The following is a 26,114-nucleotide window of genomic DNA, read 5'->3' as shown; positions in this document are numbered from 1 at the left end:
CCGGGCCTGTCGAGAATGGGTGTCTCTCCGGCGCGTCCCGCCGATCACCGCGGGCCCGTCTTGCCGCGACCGTGGGGGAGGGCGCACCGGATGCCCCTTGACCGTCGCGGGGCGCGCTCCCACGGCGCCGACGCAGTCCCGCTCGCGGCGGCGTCGCCGGCCGGCTCGGGCCATCGAAGGGAGGGGCGGGGCCGACCATCGGAGGAGGGCGACCGCCCGGCCGCGATCTTCGGCTGAACTTGGCTGTAACTGAAAGCGGGCGATCAATACGAAAGAACGGGCCGGATCAGGATCCGGCCCGTTGGAAGAGTTTCCGGCCAATGCACAAGGGGAATGCGGGGAGGACCAGGTGGCCGGGTTGCCGTATCAACGGGAAACCCGCCGGATTGGTTCCTCGCAGTCGCGCCTGCGGCATATTTTTCGTTGCCTGTGGCGAAATTGCTTCGATTGAGCCTTCCCGGCCCGGTGCGGGCGTCGGTTAACGAGGGGTTGACGGGGTATCCGGCATTCTCGGCATGAACTGTCCCGTTCGGGTACGGGCGCGGGAACTACTTCGTGGGGGAGCGCGTTAAGGAAGCATTCTCAAGCTTCGCCCCGAGGGCCCTGCGTATGCTCCGCCCGCACTTCTTCCTCGGCATTACGGTTCCGGCCGCGTTCCTGGCTCTGGTCGGGCAGCCCCTGATCGAGCATTCCGTCGAGGCGCTCGCCCGTCCGGCGGGCGTCGAGCAGGCGGCGATCAAGGGCGATCGCCTCGCGCTGGTCCGCCCGGCCGCGAAGGCGCAGGTTCCGGTCGCGGTCGAGATCACCGGCCTCGGCGCCGCCAAGGTCATCCTGCGCAACGCCGCCGGCGACGTCGTCTACCAGGCCGACACGACCCGCAACACCACCCTCGTCGCCCGCGACACGGCGCTCCCCCACGTGACGGTGCGCGAGCGCGCCGGCAGCCCGGTGGCGCAGCGCGAGCCGGCCGCCGCCAGCCAGACCGGGCGGCGGATGCTGGAGGGTTGCGAGGGCGCGATCAGCGGCCTTGCGGGCCACGAGGCGCGCCGCCTGCTGCCGAGCCGCTGCGTGGCCGATGCCGGAGACGTCGTGCCGGCCACCCTTTCCCCGGCCCCCGTCGCGACGCTCTGAGCGCGGCCGGGACCCGACCTCATACAGGACCGTTCCCATGATCGATCTGCGTGATCACGAGGCACCCACGCCTCAGGCGCCGCCGCCCGAGCGGGCCCACCGCGACGGCCACCTCGATCCCGACATCGACCGTCTCGCCTGCCTGCTGGCCGGCGTGACGGCCGTGCGCCCGGTCGACGACGTGATCTGCGCCGCCCTGGCGCGGCGCAACCTCGTGGTCACCGCGCGGGCGCGCGCCGCCTGAGGATCCGATCTCCCGAGGATCCGATCTCCCCAAGACGAGACACCCCGGAGGCTGCGTGGCCTCCGGGGTGTCTCGTCGCGTCTTTCGGCCCCTGCACCGACCCACGCTGATGCGCCGGAGGCGAGACGGGCTGCCTCCGGCGCATGAGCGTGGGTCTCTCACAAGGTCCGCAGACCGGCGGACCGCGATCCGGGCGGGCGCCCGGTCACGCGGATCGGGTCCTCGGCGGGCGCTGCCGGCCGGGCCGATCCCGTCAGTCACTCGTCGTGGGCGCGCCCGCTGCCCGATGCCTGGCCGCCCTTGCGGCCGGCCGACGAGGCCAGTTCGCGATCCTGCGAGAACGACCGCTTCTCGGCCGGCACGCTGCGGCCGCCCTTGCTGGCGATCTCGCGCTGACGCTCGAGGTCCATGGACGCGAAGCCGCGCTTCGAAGTCGAATTTCCGGTAGCCATGATTGCCTCCTTGGCCAGGGTTCTCAGTGCGGACAACCTTCAGCGGAAATGATGGTTCCTGCCACGCATGCGGGTCGTGGGACTGACAGTCCCGAATCGGGGCAGTCGAGACGGCCCGCCCTGACGTCGCGTCGGCCCGGCGACTTGAGCTGACGTGACGGACGAACACCTCGGCCCGGCCGGGTCATCGCCGGCAAAGCTTGGCCGTGACCCTCCGGATCGGGCGGAACCCCGTGCAGGGGCCGGCGTTCGCCCCTGGTTCCGCGCCAGACCGGCCCGTCGCGGCCGGGATGCCGCGCACAGGACGCCTCGAACCGGACCTCCCGGAGCAGCCCGATGACCAACAAGAGCATGGTGAGCCGCGAAGCCGCCGCCCACCCCGAGACCGCGCCGACGCCCAACCGCGACGTCACCCCGCCGATGCCGGCCGAGGAGGGCAGCCCGCGCCTGGTCACCACCGAGGAGCCGGGCGACTCGCCCCAGCCGAACCGCCAGTTCGGCGACGAGCCGATCGGCGGCCTGACCACCCGCAAGGACTATCCCCGCAGGGGGTGAGCGGCCCGACCGGCGGGGCTTCGTGACGCAGCGGCGGTTTCCAGTCCCGCTCCGGCCCTCTACACAGGCAGACGGGATCTGGGGCGGCGGACCATGAGCGGCGGGGCGCAGGCGGCGGGGCGGACGGACGGCGGGGCGGCGCAGCGGGCGGGCGGGGCCCAGTCGGCCGCGCGCGGCCGCACCGCGGGCCGGGAGATCGCCGATCCCCGGGCCGGCAACGATCCGGAGGCCGCCGACGCCTCGGGCGGCCTAGACCGCAGCCTGTTCCGCTACATCTGGCGGCATTCGAAGCGCGACCAGATCCTGATCTGCTGCGTCGTGCTGGCCTCGCTGCCGCTCTACTTCGCCTCGCTCGACCTGCCGCGCCGCATCGTCAACGAGGCGATCCAGGGCCACGCCTTCGAGAAGGGCAACACCACCGCCAAGTTCCTGGTACTGCGCCTGCAGATGCCGGACTGGTTCGGTCACGACGTCTCGCTGTTCGACGGCTTCGACGTCGACCGGTTCGAGCTGCTGTTCGGCCTCTCCTCGATGTTCCTGCTGCTGGTGCTGATCAACGGCGCCTTCAAGTACTGGATCAACGTGGCGAAGGGCGCGCTCGGCGAGCGCATGCTGCGGCGCCTGCGCTTCCAGCTGTTCTCGCTGATCATGCGCTTCTCGCCGGATGCCTTGCGCCAGACCAAGGCCTCCGAGGTCGCCACCATCATCCGCGACGAGGTCGAGCCGATCGGCGGCTTCATCGGCGACGCCTACATCCTGCCGGCCTTCCTGGGCACGCAGGCCGCCACCGCGATGACGTTCATCCTGCTCCAGAACGTCTGGCTCGGGCTGCTCGCCGCCGGGGTGGTGGGGGTGCAGTTCGTGGTGATCCCGCGCCTGCGGCGCGAGCTCCTGCGCCTCGGGCGCCAGCGCCAGCTCGCCTCGCGCCGCCTCGCCGGCCGGGTCGGCGAGGTGGTGGACGGCATCGCGGCAGTGCATTCCAACGGGGCCGAGGCCTGGGAGCGGGCCGAGATCGGCCACCGCCTCGGCGGGCTGTTCGACCTGCGCCTGCGCATCTACCGGCGCAAGTTCATGGTCAAGTTCCTGAACAACCTGCTGGCGCAGATGACGCCGTTCCTGTTCTACTGCATCGGCGGCTACTTCGCCCTCAAGGGCCAGCTCAGCATCGGCCAGCTCGTCGCGGTGATCGCGGCCTATCGCGACCTGCCGCCGCCGCTGAAGGAACTGATCGACTGGGACCAGCAGCGCCTCGACGTGCAGGTGAAGTACGAGCAGGTGCTGCAGCAATTCCTGCCCGAGCGGCTGATCGGGCTCGACGCGCCCGGCCGCGACGACAGCCTGTGCGGGCGGCTGGCCGCCGAGGGCGTCGGCGTCCAGGAGCCGCACGGGCCGGTCCTCGCCGGCGTGTCGCTGAGCCTGGATCTGCCCGCCCGCGTCGCCATCGTCAGCGACGGCGGCCCCGCCGCGTCGACCTTCGCGCGGGTGCTGGCGCGCCGCGCCGTGCCGACCTCGGGGCGGATCACCATCGAGGACCGCGACCTCGCCGAGTGGTCGGGCGCGGCGCTGACGCGGCGGATCGCCTTCGCGGGGGTCGACCCGATCCTGTTCCCGGGCTCGCTGCGCGACAACATCCTGTACGGCCTCAACCGCCGCCCGCCCGATTCCGCCGTCGTCGACGCCAAGGCGCTCGCCGAGGCCCACCGCACCGGCAACCCGGTCGAGCCGTTCCCGGCCGACTGGACCGACTACGCCCAGGCCGGCGTCGCGGATGCGGGCGCCCTCGACGCCCTGATCCTCGACTGGCTCGCCCGCATCGGCATGGGCGAGGAGGTCTACCGCTTCGGCCTCCTCGGCCAGGTCGATCCCGACCGCCACCCGGACCTCGCCGCCCGGCTGATCGAGGCCCGCATCGCCTTCCGCGAGCGCCTGGCGGCGGAAGGGCACGCCCATCTCGTCGAGCCGTTCGATCCGACCCGCTACAACCGCCAGGCCACGGTGGCCGAGAACCTGCTGTTCGGCGTGCCGACGACCACGGCGCTGACCGGGCGGGCGCTCGTCGAGCACCCGGTGGTGCGCCTCGTCCTCGACCGCAGCGGGCTCGCCGACGACCTCGTCACCATGGGCGAGCGGATCGCCGCCACCATGCTGGAGATCTTCCGCGGCCTGCCGAGCGGGCACCCGCTGTTCGAGCAGTTCTCGTTCCTGGCCGCCGACGAGCTGCCGGAATACGAGGCAATCCTCGCCCGCCGGACCGCCACCGAGGCCTCGGCCGAGCGCCACGGCGGCGGCGCGCTCAACCGGATCCGGCGGCGCTGGATTGGGCTCGGCCGCTACGGCTCGGCCGACGCGACGCGGCTCATCGCCCTGCCGCTCGCCTATATCGAGCCGCGCCACCGCCTCGGGCTGATCGACGATGCGTTCCGCGACCGGGTCGTGGCGGCGCGGGGCGAGCTGCGCGCCGCCCTCGATGCCGCCGGCATGGGCGGGGTCGACTTCTACGATCCCGACCAGGTCTGCGCCGCCGCCCCCTTGCGCGACAACCTCCTGTTCGGCCGCATCAACCAGTCGGTCGCCGACGCCGTCGAGACCGTGACGGCGACCGGCACCGCCCTCGTCCAGGAGATGCGGCTCGCCCCCGCCATCACCCGCGTCGGGCTCGACCATCAGGTCGGGCCGGAGGGGCGCTTCCTGTCGAGCGGCCAGCGGGCCGTGGTGAGCCTGGTGCGGGCCCTGATCCGCCGGCCGGACCTCCTCGTCCTCGACGGCGCCCTCTCGCCGATGGGCGAGAACCGCGCCCGCACGGTGCTGGGCCTGCTGCTGGAGCGGTTCGGCCACGAGAACAGCCTCGTGGTCGTGCTGCCGAACGACCGGGTCTCCGACCGGTTCGAGCTGGTGCTGCGGGCCGCGGGCACGCAGATTCACGGCCCGGAACGGCCGGCGGCGAGCCGGGCCGCACCGGGCGGCGGCGAGGCGTCCCCCGGAGAGACGAGGGCGGGGGCTGGCGTTGCGGCCCCGGCTGCGGCAGTCTCCGGGCGCGCCGGGGATGAGACGGGGCCGGAGCCGGCGCGCGTCGAGCAGGATGTGAAGGCATGACGCTTGAGACCGAGGTGCAGTCGCTGCGCCAAGTGCCGATGTTCCGCGAGGTCGATCCGGCCCGCCTGAAGCTGCTTGCCTTCACCAGCGAGCGGGTGCACTTCGCCGACGGCCAGCGCTTCTTCGACCGGGGCGACGCGGCGGACGCCGCCTACCTGATCCTGGAAGGGGAGGCGGCCGTGACCCTGGAGGGGCCGCAGGGGCCGATCCGCCTGGCCCTGCTCGGGGCCAACGCCCTCGTCGGCGAGATGGGCATCCTGGCCGACCAGCCGCGCTCCGCCACCGTCACCGCGGTGGTGCCGACGACGGCCCTGCGCATCGACCGCCGGGTCTTCCTCGAGCTCCTGAGCCAGTTCCCGCAGATCGCCATCGCGGTGATGCGCGAGCTCGCCCACCGCCTCGAGCTGACGAACCAGCAGCTCGCCCAGATGCGGACCGGCTGACGACGAGGACGAGCGAAGGCGCGCCCGGGCAAGAGGCGCGCCCGACAGGGGGAAGACGCCATGGATCTCGCAGCCGGCCTCAAGGGCCGCCACGTCCTCGTCACCGGCGCCTCGGGCGGCCTCGGCGACCATTTCGCCCGGCTCTGCGCCGGGTGCGGCGCCGCCGTGACGGTGGCGGCCCGGCGCAAGGAGAAGCTCGACGCCCTGGTGCGCGATCTGACCGCCGCCGGCGCGCCGGAGGCCCGGGCGGTCTCCCTCGACGTCGCCGACCCGGACTCGATCGCCGCCGCCTTCGCGGGCCTGCACGCCCTGCCGGACGTGGTGGTCAACAATGCCGGCATCGCCGAGGGCGGGGCGGCGATCGACGTCGACCTCGCGACCTTCGACCGGGTGATCGACACGAATCTCCGCGGCGTCTGGGCGATGTCGACCACCGCGGCCCGGGCCTGGCGCGAGGCCGGCCGCGGCGGCGTGATCGTCAACGTCGCGTCGATCCTCGGCCTGCGGGTGACCGGCGGGGTCGGGCCCTATACGGTGTCGAAGGCCGGCGTGGTGCAGATGACCCAGGCGCTCGGCCTCGAATGGGCCCGCTACGGCATCCGCGTCAACGCGCTGGCGCCGGGCTATATCGGCACCGACATCAACCGCGAGTTCTTCGAGACGCCCCCCGGCCAGGCGATGCTCAAGCGCATCCCGATGCGGCGCCTCGGCCGGCCGGAAGACCTCGACGGCGCCTTCCTGCTGCTCGCCGGCGATGCGTCGGGCTGGATGACCGGGGCGACCATCCCGGTCGACGGCGGGCATCTCGTCTCGGGGCTGTGACACGAGATCCGGAAGATCGCCTGCGGATCTCGTGTCACGAGCCTGCGCGTCGCTTGAGCGAGGCCGATTTCCGCGTCGCGAGGCGATCACCGGGAAATCGCAGGACCGTCAGTCGGTGAGCCGGACCTGCGCGAAGGTGCTGAACAGCTTGGCCATCGCATCGCCGATCGAGGTCGTGCTGCCGGCGGTCATGAAGAAGTCCGGGCCGGAGGCGCAGGCGGTCAGGCGGGACGGGATGTCGTCGCGCCGCGTGCCCCTGCCGCCGACCTGGCTCGGCTGGCCGAGCGTCGCGGCGTAGCCCCAGTCCCAGGGCATCGCCAGGTAGGGCGTGTAGATCACCCCGACCCAGACCGGCTGCTTCGCCGCCCCGCCCGGAGCCTTGAGGGCCGCGCACTGCGCCGGGTCGAAGGGGGCGACGAGGGCGCGCTTCGGCTCGTCCCAGGTCCAGGACCGGCCTGGATCGGCGACGCCGTCGGTGGCCAGGATCACGAGCTTCTTCGGCGCGGTGACGCCGTCGCCGCTCGTGCCGATCGCCTTGGTGAAGTCCGGCATGACGGCGTTGAACAGGGTCGCGCCGTCGCTCTCGCCCGAGGCGCTCGGCGCCTTCGGCAGGTTGCCGGCCACCTGCGACAGGTCGCTGGTCAGGTCGAGCACCTTGGTGAGCGTGGTGCTGAACGCATAGATCGAGATTCGCATCCGCCGGCTGACGGCCTCCTGCCTGCGCAGCCAGGCGACGAAGTCGAGGATGCCCTGGTTCATCTCGTCGAGGCGCAGCGTGATGCCGTTCGCCTTGGCCCAGAGGTAGCTGTCCTTGTCGGTGTTCCTGACCGGCTGCCCGTCGTGGCAGGCGAAGGCGCAGCCCAGCTTGGCCTGGAGCGCGGTGATGTCGGCGCTCGTCGCCCCCAGCGCCATCGAGCCCGAGACGTCGATCAGCAGGGTGACGTCGATGAGCGGCGACAGGTCGACGCCGGACTTGGCGACGCCGGAATACGCCATCGTCCTGAAGCCTGCGATGCCCATCAGGCTCGTCCGGGTCGAGGCCGTGTAGCGGCCCGAGACGACGACGCTGCGGCCGTTGAGGGCGACGTCGAACTGCGGCTGCGGCGCGTTGGCGGCGACCGCGGAGGCCGCCAGGCTGTCGAACACCGTCGCGGCGGCGGCAGCGCCGGCGGCGCGGATCGCCGCGTCGGTCTGGCCCTTGGCATCCGCCGCCCTGACCGCCTGCGCCCCCGCCAGCACCGCGGCGTCGAGGGCGGCGTTCAGGCGCGCCTCGTCCTTGCGCGCCCGGGCGTAGTCGAGGCCCGCGCCCGCGAGCATCAGGAGCACGAGGCCCGTCAGGGCCGTCAGGATCGCGACGCCGCCGCGACGGTCGCGCCCGAAGGCCGGGATCGTCGTCGTCGGGCGGCGCGAGAGAGGGGACGGAGGGTGAGGCGGCATGCGGGTCGGCAGGAGGGTGTGGCGGGGCAGGGCCTCCCTCATCGCATCCCGGCCATTTCTCCCCCGTAAACCGGCGCCGGTCGTCGCCCGGCGGTCGATCCGTGTCGCGGCTCGTGCTCTTTGCGCCCTCGAACTCTCGCGCCCTCGAACTCTTGCGCCCTCGAACGGATCCGTTCGAGGGCGCTGCGGTATCATCCCGTCGGATAGGTGATGAACTCCATCAGCGACCCGTCCGGATCGCGGAAATAGACGCTGATCCCCTCGCCCACCGCCCCGTGGCGCGGCACCGGCCCCAGCTCGACCGGGACGCCGTGGCGCTCCAGATGGGCCACCGCCTCCTCGATCGGGCCGTGCCAGCGGAAGCACAGGTCGCTGTTGCCGGGCGCCACCGGGATCCGGGCCCGCGGCTCGCCGATCTGGCCGGGGCCGTGGCAGTTCAGCTGCACGCCGCCGAAGCGGTAGGCGTAGCCGCGCCCGACCGGGATGACCTCCGCGTCGAGGACGTCGCGGTAGAACGCGGTCGAGCGCTCCCAGTCCGAGACGTGGATGACGCAATGGTCGAGGTGGATCGCCGGGCGCACGGCGGTCACCGGCGCCTCCGGCACGAGTTCGGCGAGGGTTTCAGTGTCCGGCATCGACGGCCTCCGGGATTGCTCGCCTCAAGGTAAGGCGGGAGCCGGCTCCGGTGAACCGTCCTTGCGTGCGGGCGCAGCGGTCAGGCACGCCAGAACGGCTTGCGGCTCTCCCGCCGCACCGCGTCCGGATCGAGGCCGGCGTCGCGCATCTGGGCGGGGGAGAGGTCGGCGAGGACCCGGCGGTCCCGGAGGCGCCGCCACCACAGGCGCGGGAGCGCCGGACGGGACGGGGCGGGAAGGCGGGCGGAGCCGGGAAGGGGCAGCGAGACGACGGGCATGATGGTCGATCCGAGCGGGGAGGGGCAGTCCGGCCGGGATTGCGCCGTCAGGATTGTACCGATAAAGTTCTCGGTGCAATCGGAACATTGCGCTCGGAGCAATCATGGCCGGTACCGATTACCGCGGCATCGCCGACGCGGTCGCGGCGGAGATCGCCGCCGGCACCCTGCGCCCGGGCGACCGGCTGCCGCCCCAGCGCGACTTCGCCTATGCCCGCGGCATCGCGGTCTCGACGGCGAGCCGGGTCTACGCCGAGCTTGCGCGCCGCGGCCTCGTCCTCGGCGAGGTCGGGCGCGGGACCTACATCCGCTCCGATCTCGGTGCGCCGGAGCCGATCCAGGCCGAGCCGCCGCCGACCGCCCTCGACCTCCAGCGCACCATGTCGCGCCTGCCGGAGCAGGAGGACCTGCTCGCCGAGACCCTGGCGGGGCTCGGGCGCGGCGCCGTCGAGGCGGCGCTGACCCTCCACGGTCCGGCCGGCACGCCGCAGGCCCGGGCCGTCGCCGCCCGCTTCCTCGCCCGTGGCGACTTCTCGCCCGATCCGGCCGGGATCCTGTTCGCCGGCAACGGCCGCCAGGGGCTGGCCGCGGCGCTCGCGGCGCTCGCCCCGCCGGGGGAGCGCGTCGGCTGCGAGCCGCTGACCTACCCGGTGATCAAGGGCATCGCGGCGCGGCTCGGCATCGCCCTGGTGCCGCTTTCCGTCGACGGCGAGGGCGTGCGGCCCGATTCCATCCTCCAGGCGCACCGCGCCACGCCGCTCCGCGGCCTCTACCTGCAGCCGACCCTGCAGAATCCCCTCGGCCTGACCATGGGGCCGGAGCGCCGGGCGGAGATCGCCGCCGTGCTGGCGCAGACCGGGCTCGTCGCGGTCGAGGACGCGGTCTACGGCTTCCTGCGCGACGCCGACCCGATCGCCGCGCGGGCGCCGGAGCACGCGATCCTGGTCGACAGCCTGTCGAAGCGGGTGATGCCGGGCCTGACCGTCGGGATGATCGTCAGCCCGCCCGCCCTGGTCGGCCGCCTCGCCGCCTCGGTGCGCCAGGGCGGCTGGAGCGCGCAGGGGCTGGCGCTCGCCGCCGGCACGTGCTGGATGGGCGACGGCTCCGCCGCCCGCCTCGCCCTGGCCAAGCGGCGCGACGCCGCCGAGCGCCAGGCGCTCGCGCGGGCCTGCCTCGCCGGCCTGACGGTGGCGGGGGACGAGGCGGCCTATCACCTCTGGCTCGAACTGCCCGAGACCTGGCGCGCCGAGGCCTATGCGGCCGCCGCCCTGCGCCGCGGCATCGCCCTCATCCCCGCCGCCTCCTTCGCGGTGAGCCCCGGCCACGCCCCCAACGCCGTCCGGCTCGCCCTCGCGACGCCGGCCCGCGACGACTTGGCGCGGGCGCTCGCGACCCTGCACCGCCTTGCCCTGGCGGGAGACGACGACCCGGTCGTCGAATAGGCGCCGGATCTTTCCACTACTGGGTCAGGCGTGCCGGCTGGTCCTTCGGCGGCCCGACCCCGGGCGGTGTCGGCACCGGCGAGAGCGCGTAGTTCGCGTTGATGGTGAGGGTGGCGCTGCCCTGCGTCCGGATCGTCCGCGCCACCACGACGGTCCAGGGCGACTGGTCGGCGACCCGGTTGTTGTTGCCGCTCACGGTGAGGCTCGCATTCGGCAGGTAGACCGTGCCGATCAGCCTGCGGGCGTTGTTGGTCGAAATCGCGACATCGCCGACGAAGCTGCGGGCGGAGACCAGCACGAAGCCGGCAAAGGGCCCGCTCCTGCGGCCCTCGAGGTCGAGCACGGCGTTGCCGGTGACCTGCAGCGCCGGCACCCCGGCGAGGATGACGACGACGTCGCTGCCGCTGATCGTGGACCGGCCGCCGACGTTCAGGGTCGGGCCGACGAAGTAGTGCTCGCCCGGCTCGAGGATGAGGTGCAGGTCCCCCAGCACCGTGATGGTGCTGCAATGCACGCCGGGCTTGAGATAGACCGTGTTGCTGCCGAGACCGAGCACGATCGACTGGCACAGGACCGGCGCGTCGATCCGCAGGCCGGCGAACGGGTCCGGCAGCGCCGGCGCGTCGGTCACCGCCGCCGGCGAGATCGCACCCGAGGCGCTGCCGGCCGCGCGGGCCTCGCCGGCCCGGACCGAGGAGGCCCCGGCCGCGGTCAGGCTGGCGTTGCTCTGGACGAGGCAGTCGCTCGCGGCGACCGCGGAATTGCCCTGAAGCGCGATGCTGTCCGGGTTGCCCAAGGGGCCGCCGCCCTGGAGGCCGAGGACGCAGAGCGGCTTGCGCGCGGTGCGGACCGCCGTGGCGGAGGCCTGCAGGGTCCAGCCGCCCGGCGGCAGCAGGCTGCCGAAGAACGAGGCCCGATGCGCGGTCTGGCGCACCGTGACGGCGCGGGACGCGGCATCGATCGCGACGGTCGAGGCGATCGTCCAGCGCCGGCGCAACGGGGCGGCCATGTCGTCGGCGTAGAGGCGCGTGCGCTCCGCCGTGGCGGCGGACTGGTCGACGCCGAACTCCCCGGCGCCCTGGAGCGCCGCCGCATCGACGTCGCCCTGGAGCTTCGACCGCGCGAGCATCACCTCGGCGATCTCGGCCGCGCCGACCATGCCCATCGCCACGATCGGCAGCAGCACGCCGAACAGCATGACGATCGTGCCGCGCCGGTCGTGCCGGAAACGGGCGAGCGCGAGGGCGAGGTCCGATCGAAGGCGCATCGTCGGGATGGAGGGCAATCCAGGTTGTGGCTGGATCAAAAGCGACCATCGGTTGTATCCCGATGCCGACGACGCCAGCGTGACCTGTTCCTGTCACCCAATTCCGAACGAAGCCCTAACTCGATGGCCGCGTTGATCTTGCATTCAGTTGCAACAGTGCCGCAAGGCGGTTGCATCGTTCCGCCGGATCCGGCGCAGGACGAGGTCCCGCGCCGGGCCGCCTCTGCGTCAGCCGGCGACGTCGTGCTCGATCGCCCCGAAGATCGAGTGCCCGCCGGCATCCTTCATCTCGATCCGGAAGCGGTCGCCGGCCGCGAGATAGGGCGTGCGGGCCCAGCCGGAGGTCAGGGCCTCGGCCGCCCGGGCTTCGGCGAGGCAGGCATGGCCCGCGCCGCCCTCGGCGGCTGCGCGGCCGGGTCCGCCGTCGATGCCGCGGTTCGAGACCGGGCCGGCGCTGACGATCGTGCCGGCGCCGAGGGCGCGATGGCGCGCCGCCTCGGCCACCAGGGCGACGAGGCTGTGCCCGAGATCCGCGCCGGACTCGGGGCAGCCGAGCGTCTTGCCGTTGCGGCTGACCAGGAGCTTGCGGTGCAGAGCGCCGTCGCGCCAGGCCTCGCCGAGCTCGTCGGGTGTGACCGCGACGGGGGACAGGCTCGCGGCGAGCGCCGGCGCCTCGGCCCCGTCGAGGTCGAGCCCGTCCGGCCGCAGCCGGTCGTGGCGGATCACCTCGGCCACCAGCGCCACCAGCCGGACGGCGCCCGCCGCCGCGGCCGCGTCGGCGCCCCGGGGCACGTCGCCGGTGACGACCGCGAGGCCCGCCGAGAGGTCGAGGGAGGCGGCCGGATCGTCGTGCGCGAGGGGATCGCGGGGCCCCAGGAAGGCGTCGGAGGCGGCGTGGCGCAAGGGGGCCGCCTCGCCCGCCGGCGCCTCGGCGCCCGCGGCCTGGCGCAGCAGGGCCGGGTAGGCCGGCCAGGCGGCGGCGTGGCGGCGGGCATAGGCGCGGGGGAGGGGGGCGGCGCAATCGTGCTCGTGGAAGCGGAACGAGGGCACCGAGCCGTGCTCGAGCTGCTCGGCCAGGGCCTCGAGCGCCGGGGCGTAGCGCTCCCACTCGTCGAGGGCGCGCTGCAGCGTCGGCACCACGATGAAGGCGTCGGTGGCGCGGGTGAGGTCGCGCGAGACCACGACGAGGCGGCCGTCGCGGCCGTGCTTCAGGCTGGCGAGCTTCATTCGGCGTGTCCCTCCATCGGCCCGCTCGCGCGGGCGGGGCGGCCCGATTCTTCGGGCGCGTCGGCCCATCATGGACCGCCCCGGCCGCGGAGGCTACGGCCGTGGCGAGACGGATTGCTTCCTCCGGGTCAGGGCATGCCCATCAGATCGTCCCGTGGACGAGGCCGTGGATGAAGCCGAGCTTGGCGATCACCGGCGGGGCCAGCACGAAGGGGTAGAGGTCGCCCTGGCCCATCGCCCGGTTGACGCTGTTGAGGGCGAAGACGAAGGGCAGCCAGGCCGCCACGATCTGCTCGATGCCCTGCGCCTCGTAGGGGTCGAAGTCGATGCGTGCCGCGAGCTCGCCGCCCGCGTCGAGCAGCGGATGGACCTGCATGCCGAAGGCGCTCGCCATCTCCAGCGTGTCGACGATGTGCAGGTAATGCGCCCAGGTCTCGGCGAAGTCCTCCCACGGATGGGTGGTGGCGTAGGCCGAGACGTGGGTCTCCTGCCAGTTGGCCGGCGTGCCCTGCTCGTAGTGGCGCTGCAGCGCCGCGTCGTAATCCTGCGAATCGTCGCCGAACACCGCCCGGCAGGCGTCCAGCCGGCCGGCGTCGCGCACCAGGATGTCCCAGTAATGGTGCCCGACCTCGTGGCGGAAATGCCCGAGCAGCGTGCGGTAGGGCTCGCCCATCTCGCGCCGGCGCTTCTCGCGCTCGGCGTCGTCGGCCTCGACGAGCGCGATGGTGATCACGCCGTTGTCGTGCCCGGTCATCACCTTCGGGCCCTGGTTCTCCGGCGGATCGGCCAGGAAGTGGAAGATCAGCCCGTGCTCTGGATCCTCGGCCCGGGTCTTCAGCGGCAGGTTCCAGCGCAGGAGGCTGTAGAACAGCCGGTGCTTGGCGAATTCCATCTCGCGCCACTTGGCGAGGTAATCCGGGTTCGAGACGTCGGGGATCGTTCCGTTGTGGCGGCAGGCGAGGCAGAAGGCGTCGCCCGAGCCCGGCGGCACCAGCCAGTTGCAGGCATCGTGCACGGCGTTGGCGCAGAACCGGCTCGGCCGGTCGGGCACCGCGAGCGGCGACCAGTCCTCTCCGCCGGCGGGCACGAGCGCCGAGAGCGTGCGGGTCTCCGGCAGGTAGGCGAGGCGGTGGCCGCAGCGCTGGCAGGTCCGGTTCTCGAAATACAGGATGTTGCCGCAGGATTGGCACTGGAACAGCTTCATCGGGGTCTCCACCGGGTGCACCACCCGCCGCACGGTGCAACGAACGTGCTAGCGGGGCGGGGGTTGCGGCGCCCCGGAACGTTCGGGGTCAGCATCGATCGTGCCGCTGCGGCACGGCTGCGTGAGACCGGCGCCTACCCACCCATGCCCCCGAGGCCCTCACACACCCCGGCGAAATCCCCTATCACCGAGATCACAACCCGAACCGGGCCGCCAGATGCCCGCGAGACGAGGAGACGCCGATGGCGATGAACGGGGCCGAGAGCCTGGTGCGCACCCTGGTGGCGGGGGGCGTGGAGGTGTGCTTCACCAATCCGGGCACCTCGGAGATGCACTTCGTCGCCGCCCTCGACCGGGTCGAGGGGATGCGGGCGGTGCTGTGCCTGTTCGAGGGCGGGGCCACGGGCGCCGCCGACGGCTATGCCCGCATGGCCGGCAAGCCGGCCTCGACGCTGCTGCATCTCGGGCCCGGCCTCGGCAACGGCATCGCCAACCTGCACAACGCGCGCCGCGCCCGCTCGCCGATCGTCAACATCGTGGGCGAGCACGCCACCTATCACCGCGCCTTCGACGCGCCGCTGACCTCCGACATCGAGGGGCTGGCAGGTCCCGTCTCGGCCTGGGTCCGCACCGGCATGAGCGCCAAGGCGGTGGCGGCGGACGGGGCCGACGCGGTCGTCGCCGCCCGCACGGCGCCGGGCGGCGTCGCCACCCTGATCCTGCCCGCCGACACCGCCTGGGAGGAGGGCTCCGGCATCGCGCCGCTGCCGGCGATCCCTGAGCGCCCGCTGGCGAGCGACGAGGCGATCGCCCACGCCGTCGCGGCCTTGCGCAGCGGCGAGCCGGTGCTCCTGCATCTCGGCGACCGGGCCGTGCAGGGCGAGGGACGGCGCATCGCCGCCCGCATCGCGGAGAAGACCGGGGCGAAGCTCCTCGCCATGACCTCGAACGCCCGCATCGACCGCGGCGCCGGCACGGTGCCGATCGAGCGCCTGCCCTACCCGGTCGATCCGGCCCGCGAGGTGCTGGCGCCCTACAAGCACGTGATCCTCGTCGGCGCGACCCTGCCGGTGGCGTTCTTCGCCTATCCGGGCAAGCCGAGCGCGCTCGCCCCGCCCACCTGCGACGTCTTCGCCCTCGCGACGCCGGAGCAGGACCAGATCGACGCGCTCTCGCGCCTCGCCGAGGCGGTCGGCGCGCCGGCCGAGGCGCCGCTGCCGCCGCTCTCCCGCCCCGAGCTGCCGGGGGAAGGGCGCCTCGACCAGGATTCGATCGCCCGGGTGCTCGGCGCGCTGATCCCCGAGGGCGCGATCGTCTGCGACGAGTCGGTCACGACCGGGCGCAACTTCTTCCCGGCGACGCATGCGGCCGCGCCCCACAGCTGGCTCCAGCTCAACGGCGGCGCGATCGGGCTCGGCATCCCGATGGCGACCGGCGCCGCGGTCGCCTGCCCCGACCGCAAGGTGATCTCGCTCCAGGCCGACGGCAGCGCCCTCTACACCGCCCAGGCGCTCTGGACCCAGGCGCGCGAGCGCCTCGACGTGGTGACGCTGATCTGGTCGAACCGCTCCTACGCGATCCTGCGCCACGAACTGACCAATGTCGGCGCCAATCCGGGCCGCAAGGCGATCGACATGCTCACCCTCGACGATCCGGCGATCGACTGGGTGAGCCTGTCGCGGGGCTACGGCGTCGAGGCGCGCCGGGTCGAGACCCTGGCGCAGTTCGTCGACACCCTGACGGGGGCGCTGGCGCGGCGCGGGCCGTTCCTGATCGAGGTGGCGCTGCCGTAGCGGCAGCGCCGCGGTCCCGTCGCGCGCCGCGCCGATTCGTCGTGTAGCCGGCTGACTTTAACGTTCCGGAAGCGTCCGAAGCCCTACCAGAACGACGTTTCGGGTTCGGATCGGACGGAATGAGCGGGAACGCGACGCGCGACGGCACCGAGAGGCTGCTGCACCGCTGGCACGCCGCCCGGGCCGCCGCCCGCGGGCTGCCTCCCTACGAGGACGTGGTCCTGGGCAATCTCGGCCGCATGGCGGGCCACGCCGCCCTGGTCGGCGGCCTCCCGGGCAGCCCCCGGCTGCTCTGGACCGGCGAGGCCTTCGAGGCCTGGCTCGGCCGGTCCGGCCCCGCCCTCGCGGACCCGGCCCACGAAACCCCGGCTCATGAAACCCCGGCCCGCGAAGCCCCGGCCCTCGACACGCTCGTCCTCGACGACCTGCCGGGCGGCCTCGCCCAGGCCCTGCGCGAGATCGTCGGCGATGCTGTCGCCGGCGGCGTCCCGGTGCGGGCGCCCTGCACCCGGGTCGCGGGCGGCGTCGCCTACACCACCGGCCTGGTCGGCCTGCCGCTCGCCGCGCCGGGCGGCGGGCGCCTGGTGCTGCTCGCCCTTTCGACCGAGACCACGCGGACGAACCTTCTCAAGACGCTGTTCCGCTCGACCCGGCAGGGCATGGCGGCCCTCGCGGCGGTGCGCGACGAGGCCGGCATGGTGCAGGATTTCCGGATCCTCGCCCTCAACGAAGCCGCCGCCGCGATGCTGCGCACCGGCGTCGAGCAGGCCCAGTGGCGTCGCCTGACCGCGCTCCTCGCGCCCGAGAAGGTCGCGCCGATGCTGGCGCGCCTGACCGGAGCCCTCGACGGGGGCCGGCGCAGCTACGAGACCGCCTATGCCCGGGCCGACGGGAGCCCGCTGCACGTGCGCGTCGAGGTCGCCGCGATGGGCGACCTCATCGGCGTCACCCTGACCGATATCGGCGACCTGATGGCGCGGGAGGCCTCGGCCCGCCTGCTGTTCGAGCACAACCCGGTGCCGATGTGGCTCTCGGGCGAGGACGGCGCGGTGCTGGCGGTCAACGACGCCGCCGCCGGCCATTACGGCTTCTCGCGCGACGACTTCCTGGGCCTGTCGGCCGGCGACCTCGTGGCGCCGGGCGAGCCCGGCCCGTCCCAGCGCCACCGCCGCCGCGACGGCAGCGTGATCGACGTCGAGGTCTTCTCCGGGCCGATCCCGTTCGCGGGGAGGAGCGCCACCCTGACCGCCTGCGTCGACGTCACCGAGCAGCGCCGGGCCGAGCGGCGCATCGCCCACATGGCGCTCCACGACGCCCTGACCGGGCTGCCGAACCGCGTCCTGTTCCACCGGCGCCTCGCCGAGGCGGTGGCGGCGGGCGCGCCGGTCGGGCTGCTCTGCCTCGACCTCGACCATTTCAAGCTCGTCAACGACACCCTCGGCCACCCGGCCGGCGACGCGCTGCTGCGCCAGGTCGCCGAGCGGCTGCGCGCCTGCCTGCCGGCCGCCGGGCTGGTGGCGCGGCTCGGCGGCGACGAGTTCGCGGTCCTCGGCCCGGCCGGGCGGGACGCGCTCCTCGGCCTCGCCGACCGGATCATCGCCGCCCTCGGGCGCCCCTTCGCGCTGCCCGAGTTCCAGGACGTGACCGTGGGGACGAGCATCGGCATCGCCCTGGCGCCCGAGCACGGCGACGATCCCGACGGGCTCCTGCGCAAGGCCGACACCGCGCTCTACGCCGCCAAGGCCGACGGGCGGCGCACCCGGCGGGTGTTCGAGCCCGCCATGGACGCCGCGCTCCAGCGCCGCCGCGCCCTCGAGCGCGACCTGCGGGCGGCCATCGCCGCGGACGCGCTCGAGGTGCATTACCAGCCCCTCGTCGCCACGGGCGACCTCGCGGTCACCGGCTGCGAGGCGCTGCTGCGCTGGCGCCACCCCGAGCGCGGCTTCGTCTCTCCGGCGGAGTTCATCCCGGTTGCCGAGGAGACCGGGATGATCGCGGCCCTGGGCGAGTGGGTGCTGCGAGAGGCCTGCCGCGAGGCCGCCGGCTGGCCGGGGGGCGTGCGGGTCGCCGTCAACCTCTCGCCGGCGCAGTTCCGCACCCCCGACCTCGCCGGCACCGTGGCGCGGGCGCTCGCCGAATCGGGCCTCGATCCGGCGCGGCTCGAGCTCGAGATCACCGAGCAGGTGATGCTGGAGGAGACGGTCGCCAACGTCGCGGTGCTGCGCCGGCTGCGCGGCCTCGGGGTGCGCATCGCCATCGACGATTTCGGCACCGGCTACGCCTCGCTGAGCTACCTGCAGGCGTTCCCGTTCGACAAGATCAAGATCGACCGCTCCTTCACCGCGGCGCTCGGGCGCGAGGCCACGGCGGTGGCGATCGTCCAGGCGGTGATCGGGCTCGGCGCCAGCCTCGGCATCACCACGCTGGCGGAGGGCGTCGAGACCGAGGCGCAGCTCGCCTCGCTCCGGCGCAGCGGCTGCGCCGAGGTGCAGGGATTCCTGTTCAGCCGCCCGGTTCCGGCGGACGCGCTGCGCGGCCTGCTCGCGGCCGGGGCGGCGCCCTGGATGACGGCGCCCCGGATGGCGGCGGCCTGACGACCGTCCCCGGGGCCCGACTTTCCCGGGACCTTGCGTCCGGGAGGACACAACCTGCGGCGGCGGGAGCGGCTAGGCATGGGGCACCTCGTGCCGAAAGGCCGCCTCGTGCCGAAAGGGTCTCCCGCATGCTCCCGCGCCGCCTCGTCCTCGCCCTCCTCGCCGGGCTGCCGCTCGCGGCCTGCAACACCCGCGGGCCCGCGACCGTCGCGGCGGTCGATCCGGATGCGGCCTGGTACATCGGCAGCATGCCCGACCAGCCCTACGACGTGCCGCTGGTCGACCGCAGCCGGATGGACCCGAAATACCGGCGCCAGACCGTCGCCTATACGGGCCTGGAGAAGCCCGGCACCGTCGTGGTCGATATCGACGAGCGCATGCTCTACCTCGTGCAGGACGGCGGCCAGGCGCTGCGCTACGGCGTCGGCGTCGGCAAGCTCGGCTTCTCGTGGAAGGGCACCGCCACGGTCGGCCGCAAGGGCGTGTGGCCCGATTGGGGGCCGACCGCCAAGATGGTCAGCCTCAACCCCGACCTGCCGCGCACCCGCAAGGGCGGCGTCGACAACCCGCTCGGCGCCCGCGCCCTCTACCTCTACCAGGGCGGCCGCGACATCCTGTTCCGCATCCACGGCACCAACGAGCCCTGGAGCATCGGCGAGCAGATGTCGTCGGGCTGCGTGCGGATGCTCAACGAGGACGTGGTCGATCTCTACAACCGCGTGCCGGTGGGCACGACCGTGATGGTGAAGCGGAACGGCAAGTACCGGGTGTAGGGGGAAACCGACGGGCCAAGGGCTCGCGCCCGAACCCTCCCCCCGGGACAGCCCTGCGCAGAAGGGGGGAGGGTTCGGCCGGTGCCCCACCTCACACCGGCGGGTGCATCCAGAACTGGGCGATCAGCGCCGCGCCGAGGAACGTCCCGGCATTGGCCATGAACGACACCACGACGATGCGCCAGCCGAGGCGGCGGAAGGCCGGGAAGTCCTTGGCGAGGGACAGGCCCGCGAAGGCGAGGATCGGGGTGGCGAGGGCCAGGAAGTTGATCCGGCCCGTCGCCGCCGCGATCTCGGCGGAAAACGGCGTGCCCGGATAGGTGAGCGCCATGCCGATCAGGGACACCCAGACCACGGCCGGCAGCCGGCGCCCGGCCAGCCGGTACAGCCCCTCGCCGACCACCACCGCGCCGACGATGATCGCGGCCCCGACCAGCACCTGCCCGTCCGGCCGCGTGCCGTAGGTGAGCCAGTTGCCGACGAGCCCGAACGCCGCCGTCGCGAGCCAGATCAGCACCAGGGCGGGCAGGCCGAAGGCCGGGGCGGCATGCGCCGCCGCGGTGGCCGCCGGCTCGGGGGCGGCCTGCGCCCGGCCGCGGCCGCGGCCGAGGACCGGCTCCAGCACGCCGTAGGCCCAGATCGTGAAGGGCAGCGACAGGAACAGGGTGAAGTAGGTGCCGATGGTGGTGGTGATGAGGTTGCTCGCCGCCGCGAAGGTGGCGACCTCCTTGGCCATCTCGGGAGTCTGCTGCGCCGCGATCGCGCCGGCGGCCGCCGCCATCATGCTGCCCGAGCCGACGCCGGCCCCCATGGCGAGTGCGAGCGGGTTGAAGATGCCGAGGCTCGCGATCAGCCCGGCGAGCACCGCGATGAACACCGCGCCGAACACCGTGCCGGTCAGGTACTCGGCGAGCACGCCGCGGCCTTCCGGAGAATCCATGCCGTAGCGCTCGCCGATGATCGCGAGGCTGGGCTCGCGCCCGACCGAGAAGGTGGCGCCGATCGCCTCGCGCTTGAGGCCGAGCAGGAGCGCCACGGGCAGGCCGAACACCATCGTGCCGAAGAAGTGGCCGAATTCCTGGAACGCGAGGGCCCAGCCGGCGCCCAGGATCTTCGGCAGCGAGCCGCCGACGAGAAGGCCGAGCTTGGCGACGAAGAGCAGAAGGGCCGGCTGCAGGATCGCCCCGGCGGCGACCTGCAGCGACACCGGCAGCCGCAAGGCGCGCGGCAGGCGCGGCGCGGCGAGCCCGAGGCCGCCGCCCATCAGCAGCGCCCAGAGCAGCGGCAGGAGGATGATCTTGCCGTGGCCGAGCGGGATGGCGACGTTGCCGATCGCCTCCGCGATCGTCACCACCACGAGGGCGAGGAGGAACAGGACCAGGATGCCGGTGCGGCCGGCGGCGGAGGGTGGCGCGACGGCGGGGCTGCCGGTCGCGAGGGTGGCGCTCGTCATGGCGAAATCTCCGGTGCGGGGGACGGTCCGGAGGGGCCGCCCCCGGACCGGGAGGGGTGTCAGGCGCCGACGCCCGGGGCGTAGCCGAAGGAGGCGGCGGGAGCGGCGGCGGTCTCGACCCAGACGCTCTTGACCTGCGTGTACTCGTGCAGGGCCTCGAGGCCGCTGGAGCGGCCGTAGCCGCTCCTCCCCGAGCCGCCGAAGGGCGAGGCGACGTGGATCGTCTTGTAGGCGTTGATCCAGAACGTGCCGGCCCTGACCGCCGCCGCGACCCGGTGGGCGCGGCCGACGTCGCGGGTCCAGACCGCGCCGGCGAGGCCGAACGCCGAGTCGTTGGCGATGGCGACCGCCTCCTCCTCGGTGTCGAACGGGATCACCGTCACCACCGGCCCGAAGATCTCGGTCTGCGCGCAATCCATCGCGTTGGTCGCCTGCGCCAGGATCGTCGGGCGCACGTAGTAGCCGCCCGCCTCCGGGGTGCCGTCGCTGCCGGCGGCGAGCCGCGCGCCCTGGTCGAGGCCGCCGCGGATCATCGCCAGGACGTGGCGGTACTGGGCGGCGTTGTTGATCGGCCCGACCTCGGTCTGCGGGTCGAGGGGATCCCCGACGCGGAGGCGCTCGGCGCCCGCCGCCAGCATGGCAATGAGGCGGTCGTGGACCGGGCGCTCGACGAGGAGCCGCGAGCCGGCGACGCAGGACTGGCCGGCCCCGGCGAAGATCGCGGCTTGCGCGCCGAGGCACGCCCGCTCGAGATCCGCATCGGCGAAGACGATGTTGGCCGACTTGCCGCCGAGCTCGAGCACGCAGGGCTTGAGGTGGCGCGCCGCGGCTTCCGCGATGCGCGCGCCGGTGGCCGGCGAGCCGACGAAGACCACCTTCGCGACCGCTCTCTCGGCGAGCGCCGCCTGGCCGGTGGTGTGGCCGTAGCCGGCGAGCACGTTGACGACGCCCGCCGGCAGCCCGGCCCGCTCGGCGAGCGCCGCGACCGCGAGCGAGGTCAGGGGGGTGAGCTCCGACGGCTTGAGCAGCACGGCGTTGCCGGCGGCCAGCGCCGGGGCGAGCTGCCAGCCGCAGGTGAAGACCGGGGCGTTCCATGGCGTGATCTGCAGGACCACGCCGAGGGGTTCGCGGCGGGTGTAGTTGAGGTGGCTGGTCGGGACCGGGATCACCTCGCCGTGCAGCTTGTCGGCCCAGCCGGCGTAGTACTCGAACATCTCCGCGACCTTGGTCGCCTCGACGCGGCAATCGCGGATCGGCTTGCCGGCATTCAGCGCCTCGAGGCGGGCGAGCGGCTCGATCTCGGCCCGGATGGCGCGGGCGATCTCCTGCATCACCCGGCCGCGGGCCGCCCCCGTCAGCGCCGCCCAGCGGGCCTGGCCGGCGGTTGCCGCCCGCGCGGCGAAGGCCGCCACCTCCGGTCCGGCATCCGGGTACTCGGCGAGGGCAAGGCCGGTCGAGGGATCGACGAGGCGCACCGGCTCGCCGGTGCCGGGGACGATGCGGCCGTCGACCCAGGAGCCGATGCAGGATCCGGGGTCGGCCATCTCGGGGAAGAACGGGCGCAAGGCGGCGGCGAGCGCCTGGGGTCGGGTCTCGGTCATGGTGCGTGTCTCCCGGTCAGGCGAGCTGGAGCTTGACGATGGCGTTGAAGTCGGCGTCGTCCGGGGCGGTCCCGGCGCTGTCGCGCCACAGCCGGCCGACTTGCGCCGAGAGCGGCAGGTCGAGGTCGAGGGAGCCGATGAGCGCTTCGGCGAGGCGCACGTCCTTGCGCATCAGCTTCATGGTGAAGCCGGAATCGAAGGCGCCGTTGAGCACCCAGGTCGGGAAGTTGACCTGGGTGACGCCGCTGCGGCCGGAGCCCGCGTTGATCCCGGCGAGCAGGCGCTCGGGATCGACCCCGGCGTCGCGGGCCATCCGCACCGCTTCCGCCGCGGTGATCAGGTGGGCGGCGCAGAGCAGGTTGTTGGCGAGCTTGGTGACGTGGCCGGCGCCGACGCCGCCGACATGGACCCGCGTCGCGCTCATCGCCGCCAGCACCGGCTCGGCCCGGGCGACGGCCGCGTCGCTGCCGCCGATCACCATGGTCAGGGTCGCGGCATGCGCGCCCTTCGGCCCGCCGCTCACCGGCGCATCGACGAGGTCGATGCCGGCCGGCGCCAGCTCCGCGGCGATGCGCCGGGTGACCTCAGGGTCGGAGGTCGAGGTGTCGATGACGAGAAGGCCCGCCTTGGCGCCGTGGAGCGGGCCGTCGGCTCCCAGCAGCACCGCCTCGACCACGTCGGGGTTGGGCAGGGAGAGCACGACGGCCTCGCAATCCCGCCACAGGGCGCGCGGGCCCTCCGCGACCGCGATGCCGTCCGCCGCCGAGGCCTCGCGGGCGGCGGGGGCAGGGTCGTAGCCCATCACGGCAAAGCCGCGCCGGTGCAGGGACAGGGCCATGCCCCGGCCCATGTTGCCGAGGCCGATGACGCCGATCGTGCGCATGTCTGGTGTCTCCCGACGGCGCCGCGATCGTGGCCGCGGCGCCTTCTGGGATCGGGAGAGTGGGTCACTCCGCCGTTGAGCGGAACGACACTGGCCGGTATTTTGCGTTGCCTTGCCGGCAACGCACCCGGCGGGATTCCGGTGGGCGGATTTTCGGCCGGGGAGAGGGACGACCCGATGCACAGCCTCGACGAGCGCTGCCTGCGCTACCTGGCGGAGGCGGTCGGCTGCGGCTCGGTCCGCGCGGCGGCCGACAAGCTCAACGTCAACGCCTCGGTGGTGAGCCGCCAGCTCGCCCAGATGGAGGTGCAGCTCGCCACGCCCCTGATCGAGCGCCACCGCCGCGGCGTGCGGGCGACCCCGGCCGGCTCGCTCCTCCTCGACTATTACCGGCGCCAGACCTCCGACCGCGAGGACATCCTGGCCAAGCTCACCGACCTGAAGGGCCTGCGCCGCGGCCATATCGACGTGGTGCTCGGCGAGGGCTTCGTCGGCGACCTGATGTCGGGCCTGCTCCAGGGGTTCTGGGCCCGCCACCCCGACCTGACCATGACCCTCGACCTCGCGGCGACCAACGACGTGGTGCGCCGGGTCGTCGAGGACGAGGCGCATCTCGGCCTCGTCTACAACCCGCCGCCGGAGCCGCGGCTGCGCACCCACCTGGCGATGCCGCACCCGATCCGGCTCCTGGTGCGGGTCGACCACCCGCTCGCCGCCCATCCCGTCCCGGTCCGCCTCGCCGACCTCGCCGGCCACCGCCTCGGCACGATGCATCCGGCCTTCGGCATCCGGCAGATCATCGCGGCGGCGGAGCGGGCCGAGGGCGTGCGGCTCGATCCCTCGCTCATCACCGGCTCGATCGGCGTGCTCAAGCAGTTCGTCGCCTCCGGCACCGGCGTCACGCTGCTGCCGGCCTTCTGCGCCGCGCAGGAGGTGGCGGAGGGGAGCCTGGTGGCCCTGCCGCTCGCCGATCCGGGCCTCGACGGCGTCGAGGCCCGGATCGTCACGCGCCTCGGCCGCCAGCTCTCGCCGGCGGCGGCCAAGCTGCTGCAGCATCTGGCGCGGGGCATGGCGGGGGAGGGGCGGGGGCGGGCGGGGTGAGATCGCGGCGCGGGCGCTTCGGCCCCGGTCGGCGACGCGGTTGCGCTCCGGGCAGCGCTCTTCCGCGACGATGCCGGCCAATCCCCTTCGTCATCCCCGCGCCGCGCCGCGGCGCCCGGAATCCGGGTCCGACGACCGCGCAGGACGACGCGGGGTTTCATCGGCCGGCCGCCCCGCCCGACCGATTCTGCCGCCCCGCCCCCTCCAAACCGCACCCCGCGCGGTCACGCCCGCCCATCTCGGCAAAAAATCCCGCCTAGTCCCCGGCATCCTGCAACCCCGCCGCCCGGAGCCCTTGAGCCATGCGCCCCAATTCCCTGATCGAGCTCGACCGCGACCACCTCATCCACCCGGTGATCTCGTGGAAGGGGCACGAGGCGCGCGGCGCCACGGTGCTGCAATCGGCCAAGGGCGCGACGCTCACCGACGCCGAGGGCCACACCCTGCTCGACGGGTTCTCGGGCCTGTGGTGCGTCAACGTCGGCTACGGCCACGAGTCGATCGTGGAAGTCGCGGCCGAGCAGATGCGGCGGCTGCCCTACGCCACCGGCTACTTCCACTTCTCGAGCGAGCCGGCGATCCGGCTCGCCGCCCGCCTCGCCGAGCTGGCGCCAGGCGACCTCAACCACGTCTACTTCACGCTGGGCGGCTCGGACGCGGTCGATTCGGCGGTGCGGTTCATCCGCTACTACTACAACGTCACCGGCCGGCCGACGAAGAAGCACATGATCGCCCTGGAGCGGGGCTATCACGGCTCCTCGACCATCGGCGCCGGGCTGACCGCGATTCCCGCCTTCCACGACGGCTTCGACGCGCCGACCCAGCTCCAGCACCACATCCCCTCGCCCTATCCCTACCGCAACCCGGCCGGCGACGGCGCCGAGGCGGTGATCGCCGCCTCGGTGGCGGCGCTGAAGGCCAAGGTCGAGGAACTGGGTCAGGACAACGTCGCGGCGTTCTTCGCCGAGCCGATCCAGGGCTCGGGCGGCGTGATCGTGCCGCCGGACGGCTGGCTGAAGGCGATGCGGGAGGCCGCGCGCGAGCTCGACATCCTGTTCGTCGCCGACGAGGTCATCACCGGCTTCGGCCGCACCGGCCCGCTCTTCGGCTGCGAGCATGACGGCGTGGTGCCGGACCTGATGACCACCGCCAAGGGCCTGACCTCGGGCTACAGCCCGATGGGCGCGGTGCTGATGTCGGACCGGATCTACCGCGCCATCGCGGATCACGCGCCGGCGGGCAAGCCGATCGGCCACGGCTTCACCTACTCGGCCCATCCGGTCAGCGCCGCGGTCGGCCTCGAGGTGCTGCGGCTCTACACCGAGGGCGGCATCCTGGAGAACGGGCGGCGCGCCGGCGAGCGATTCACCGCGGGCCTCAAGCGGCTCTCCGACCATCCCCTCGTCGGCGACGTGCGGGTGCGCGGGCTGCTCGCGGGCGTCGAACTCGTCACCGACAAGGCGAAGCGCACGAAGCCCTCGCCTGATCTCGGCATCTCCGGCCACCTCGCCCGCTTCGGCTACAGGAACGGCGTGATCTTCCGCGCCTTCGCCGACGACATCGTCGGCTTCGCCCCGCCGCTCTGCTGCACGGACGAGGACATCGATACCCTGCTCGCCCGCTTCGAGCAGACGCTGAACGACGTTCTCGACGTCGCCGACGTGCGCGCCGCGCTGGCGTGAGAAG

The 26,114-nt window shown here is 73.5% G+C and carries 22 protein-coding genes; 12 read left to right on the top strand and 10 right to left on the bottom strand.

The genetic code is table 11. The features are described from left to right. Positions 1-609: 609 nt before the first annotated feature. Both A5481_RS35380 and A5481_RS23235 read left to right on the top strand, forming a co-directional pair. Positions 610-1,131, top strand: coding sequence for a hypothetical protein (locus A5481_RS35380; protein WP_048435622.1), 522 nt, complete (start codon positions 610-612; stop codon positions 1,129-1,131). A gap of 37 nt (positions 1,132-1,168) precedes the next feature. After that, entirely contained in the window at positions 1,169-1,375 is a 207-nt protein-coding gene (locus tag A5481_RS23235; protein ID WP_048435621.1) for a hypothetical protein, read from the top strand. A gap of 257 nt (positions 1,376-1,632) precedes the next feature. Here the strand turns inward: A5481_RS23235 and A5481_RS23230 are convergent, their stop codons facing one another. Further along, entirely contained in the window at positions 1,633-1,827 is a 195-nt protein-coding gene (locus tag A5481_RS23230; protein WP_048435620.1) for a con-10 family general stress protein, read from the bottom strand. Between the two features lie 336 nt (positions 1,828-2,163). On the opposite strand from A5481_RS23230, the gene A5481_RS23225 reads away from it, so the two are divergent. The 4 genes from A5481_RS23225 (at position 2,164) to A5481_RS23210 (ending at position 6,740) form a co-directional block, all read left to right on the top strand. Next, positions 2,164-2,382 carry a hypothetical protein gene (locus tag A5481_RS23225; protein WP_064504340.1) on the top strand — a complete coding sequence of 73 codons (219 nt, stop codon included), beginning with the start codon at positions 2,164-2,166 and terminating at the stop codon, positions 2,380-2,382. A gap of 93 nt (positions 2,383-2,475) precedes the next feature. Continuing rightward, positions 2,476-5,475, top strand: coding sequence for an ABC transporter ATP-binding protein/permease (locus A5481_RS23220; protein ID WP_245298656.1), 3,000 nt, complete (start codon positions 2,476-2,478; stop codon positions 5,473-5,475). Further along, positions 5,472-5,918 carry a Crp/Fnr family transcriptional regulator gene (locus A5481_RS23215; protein ID WP_048436568.1) on the top strand — a complete coding sequence of 149 codons (447 nt, stop codon included), beginning with the start codon at positions 5,472-5,474 and terminating at the stop codon, positions 5,916-5,918. The genes A5481_RS23220 and A5481_RS23215 overlap by 4 nt, the downstream gene beginning before the upstream one ends. A gap of 60 nt (positions 5,919-5,978) precedes the next feature. After that, the gene (locus tag A5481_RS23210; protein WP_048436569.1) at positions 5,979-6,740 is read left to right on the top strand and encodes an SDR family NAD(P)-dependent oxidoreductase; all 762 of its coding nucleotides are present in this window, start codon (positions 5,979-5,981) and stop codon (positions 6,738-6,740) included. Positions 6,741-6,848: 108 nt separating this feature from the next. Here A5481_RS23210 and A5481_RS23205 read toward each other — a convergent pair whose 3' ends face one another. From A5481_RS23205 to A5481_RS23195, 3 genes are all read right to left on the bottom strand, one after another. Then, positions 6,849-8,219: a pilus assembly protein gene (locus A5481_RS23205; RefSeq protein ID WP_048436570.1), complete on the bottom strand. Its 1,371-nt coding sequence runs from the start codon at positions 8,217-8,219 to the stop codon at positions 6,849-6,851. A 149-nt stretch (positions 8,220-8,368) separates the two neighbouring features. Beyond that, positions 8,369-8,812, bottom strand: coding sequence for a VOC family protein (locus tag A5481_RS23200; protein ID WP_048436571.1), 444 nt, complete (start codon positions 8,810-8,812; stop codon positions 8,369-8,371). Positions 8,813-8,892: 80 nt separating this feature from the next. Further along, on the bottom strand, positions 8,893-9,090 hold the full coding sequence (locus A5481_RS23195) for a DUF1127 domain-containing protein (protein WP_048436572.1): 198 nt from the start codon (positions 9,088-9,090) through the stop codon (positions 8,893-8,895). 104 nt (positions 9,091-9,194) lie between these two features. Here A5481_RS23195 and A5481_RS23190 point away from each other — a divergent pair, with 104 nt between their 5' ends. Then, entirely contained in the window at positions 9,195-10,532 is a 1,338-nt protein-coding gene (locus A5481_RS23190; protein WP_048436573.1) for an aminotransferase-like domain-containing protein, read from the top strand. A gap of 16 nt (positions 10,533-10,548) precedes the next feature. Here A5481_RS23190 and A5481_RS23185 read toward each other — a convergent pair whose 3' ends face one another. From A5481_RS23185 to A5481_RS23175, 3 genes are all read right to left on the bottom strand, one after another. Then, on the bottom strand, positions 10,549-11,799 hold the full coding sequence (locus tag A5481_RS23185) for a Tad domain-containing protein (protein WP_048436574.1): 1,251 nt from the start codon (positions 11,797-11,799) through the stop codon (positions 10,549-10,551). Positions 11,800-12,027: 228 nt separating this feature from the next. Then, positions 12,028-13,026 carry a fumarylacetoacetate hydrolase family protein gene (locus tag A5481_RS23180; protein WP_048436575.1) on the bottom strand — a complete coding sequence of 333 codons (999 nt, stop codon included), beginning with the start codon at positions 13,024-13,026 and terminating at the stop codon, positions 12,028-12,030. 142 nt (positions 13,027-13,168) lie between these two features. Then, positions 13,169-14,230, bottom strand: a complete 1,062-nt coding sequence (locus tag A5481_RS23175) for a zinc-binding metallopeptidase family protein (protein ID WP_048436576.1) — start codon at positions 14,228-14,230, stop codon at positions 13,169-13,171. Positions 14,231-14,472: 242 nt separating this feature from the next. Here A5481_RS23175 and A5481_RS23170 point away from each other — a divergent pair, with 242 nt between their 5' ends. The 3 genes from A5481_RS23170 to A5481_RS23160 all read left to right on the top strand — a co-directional run bounded on the left by A5481_RS23170 (position 14,473) and on the right by A5481_RS23160 (position 19,390). Then, positions 14,473-16,023 carry an acetolactate synthase large subunit gene (locus tag A5481_RS23170; RefSeq protein WP_048436577.1) on the top strand — a complete coding sequence of 517 codons (1,551 nt, stop codon included), beginning with the start codon at positions 14,473-14,475 and terminating at the stop codon, positions 16,021-16,023. A 119-nt stretch (positions 16,024-16,142) separates the two neighbouring features. Next, a complete protein-coding gene (locus A5481_RS23165; protein WP_064504339.1) occupies positions 16,143-18,617 on the top strand; it encodes a putative bifunctional diguanylate cyclase/phosphodiesterase in 2,475 nt (824 codons plus the stop codon). A 128-nt stretch (positions 18,618-18,745) separates the two neighbouring features. Then, on the top strand, positions 18,746-19,390 hold the full coding sequence (locus tag A5481_RS23160; RefSeq protein ID WP_048436578.1) for a L,D-transpeptidase: 645 nt from the start codon (positions 18,746-18,748) through the stop codon (positions 19,388-19,390). A 91-nt stretch (positions 19,391-19,481) separates the two neighbouring features. On the opposite strand, the gene A5481_RS23155 is transcribed toward A5481_RS23160, so the two are convergent. From A5481_RS23155 to A5481_RS23145, 3 genes are read right to left on the bottom strand one after another with little or no spacing between them, the layout of a single operon-like run. Then, positions 19,482-20,843 carry a DUF3100 domain-containing protein gene (locus tag A5481_RS23155; protein WP_048436579.1) on the bottom strand — a complete coding sequence of 454 codons (1,362 nt, stop codon included), beginning with the start codon at positions 20,841-20,843 and terminating at the stop codon, positions 19,482-19,484. A gap of 59 nt (positions 20,844-20,902) precedes the next feature. After that, on the bottom strand, positions 20,903-22,444 hold the full coding sequence (locus A5481_RS23150) for an aldehyde dehydrogenase family protein (RefSeq protein ID WP_048436580.1): 1,542 nt from the start codon (positions 22,442-22,444) through the stop codon (positions 20,903-20,905). A gap of 16 nt (positions 22,445-22,460) precedes the next feature. Further along, positions 22,461-23,510 (bottom strand): NAD(P)-dependent oxidoreductase, encoded by a 1,050-nt coding sequence (locus A5481_RS23145; RefSeq protein WP_245239127.1) that lies wholly within the window; start codon positions 23,508-23,510, stop codon positions 22,461-22,463. Between A5481_RS23145 and A5481_RS23140 the strand changes: the two genes are divergently transcribed. Next, positions 23,505-24,428: a LysR family transcriptional regulator gene (locus A5481_RS23140; protein ID WP_064504338.1), complete on the top strand. Its 924-nt coding sequence runs from the start codon at positions 23,505-23,507 to the stop codon at positions 24,426-24,428. The genes A5481_RS23145 and A5481_RS23140 overlap by 6 nt on opposite strands. A 302-nt stretch (positions 24,429-24,730) precedes the next feature. Beyond that, positions 24,731-26,110 (top strand): aspartate aminotransferase family protein, encoded by a 1,380-nt coding sequence (locus A5481_RS23135; protein WP_064504337.1) that lies wholly within the window; start codon positions 24,731-24,733, stop codon positions 26,108-26,110. Positions 26,111-26,114 lie beyond the last annotated feature (4 nt).

It is taken from the genome of Methylobacterium platani, assembly GCF_001653715.1.
Lineage (GTDB): Bacteria > Pseudomonadota > Alphaproteobacteria > Rhizobiales > Beijerinckiaceae > Methylobacterium > Methylobacterium platani.
Note: the sequence above shows the minus strand (reverse complement) of the source record. Positions and strands in the feature narration are given on the sequence as shown.

Bases quoted from the DNA above. Each gene is read 5' to 3' on its own strand.
- A5481_RS23160 (WP_048436578.1), top strand. From the start codon at position 18,746: ATGCTCCCGCGCCGCCTCGTCCTCGCCCTCCTCGCCGGGCTGCCGCTC.
- A5481_RS23205 (WP_048436570.1), bottom strand. From the start codon at position 8,219: ATGAGGGAGGCCCTGCCCCGCCACACCCTCCTGCCGACCCGCATGCCG.
- A5481_RS23165 (WP_064504339.1), top strand. From the start codon at position 16,143: ATGAGCGGGAACGCGACGCGCGACGGCACCGAGAGGCTGCTGCACCGC.
- A5481_RS23230 (WP_048435620.1), bottom strand. From the start codon at position 1,827: ATGGCTACCGGAAATTCGACTTCGAAGCGCGGCTTCGCGTCCATGGAC.
- A5481_RS23200 (WP_048436571.1), bottom strand. From the start codon at position 8,812: ATGCCGGACACTGAAACCCTCGCCGAACTCGTGCCGGAGGCGCCGGTG.
- A5481_RS23185 (WP_048436574.1), bottom strand. From the start codon at position 11,799: ATGCGCCTTCGATCGGACCTCGCCCTCGCGCTCGCCCGTTTCCGGCAC.
- A5481_RS23135 (WP_064504337.1), top strand. From the start codon at position 24,731: ATGCGCCCCAATTCCCTGATCGAGCTCGACCGCGACCACCTCATCCAC.
- A5481_RS23225 (WP_064504340.1), top strand. From the start codon at position 2,164: ATGACCAACAAGAGCATGGTGAGCCGCGAAGCCGCCGCCCACCCCGAG.
- A5481_RS23155 (WP_048436579.1), bottom strand. From the start codon at position 20,843: ATGACGAGCGCCACCCTCGCGACCGGCAGCCCCGCCGTCGCGCCACCC.
- A5481_RS23210 (WP_048436569.1), top strand. From the start codon at position 5,979: ATGGATCTCGCAGCCGGCCTCAAGGGCCGCCACGTCCTCGTCACCGGC.
- A5481_RS23235 (WP_048435621.1), top strand. From the start codon at position 1,169: ATGATCGATCTGCGTGATCACGAGGCACCCACGCCTCAGGCGCCGCCG.
- A5481_RS23215 (WP_048436568.1), top strand. From the start codon at position 5,472: ATGACGCTTGAGACCGAGGTGCAGTCGCTGCGCCAAGTGCCGATGTTC.
- A5481_RS23180 (WP_048436575.1), bottom strand. From the start codon at position 13,026: ATGAAGCTCGCCAGCCTGAAGCACGGCCGCGACGGCCGCCTCGTCGTG.
- A5481_RS23190 (WP_048436573.1), top strand. From the start codon at position 9,195: ATGGCCGGTACCGATTACCGCGGCATCGCCGACGCGGTCGCGGCGGAG.
- A5481_RS23175 (WP_048436576.1), bottom strand. From the start codon at position 14,230: ATGAAGCTGTTCCAGTGCCAATCCTGCGGCAACATCCTGTATTTCGAG.
- A5481_RS35380 (WP_048435622.1), top strand. From the start codon at position 610: ATGCTCCGCCCGCACTTCTTCCTCGGCATTACGGTTCCGGCCGCGTTC.
- A5481_RS23195 (WP_048436572.1), bottom strand. From the start codon at position 9,090: ATGCCCGTCGTCTCGCTGCCCCTTCCCGGCTCCGCCCGCCTTCCCGCC.
- A5481_RS23150 (WP_048436580.1), bottom strand. From the start codon at position 22,444: ATGACCGAGACCCGACCCCAGGCGCTCGCCGCCGCCTTGCGCCCGTTC.
- A5481_RS23140 (WP_064504338.1), top strand. From the start codon at position 23,505: ATGCACAGCCTCGACGAGCGCTGCCTGCGCTACCTGGCGGAGGCGGTC.
- A5481_RS23220 (WP_245298656.1), top strand. From the start codon at position 2,476: ATGAGCGGCGGGGCGCAGGCGGCGGGGCGGACGGACGGCGGGGCGGCG.
- A5481_RS23170 (WP_048436577.1), top strand. From the start codon at position 14,473: ATGGCGATGAACGGGGCCGAGAGCCTGGTGCGCACCCTGGTGGCGGGG.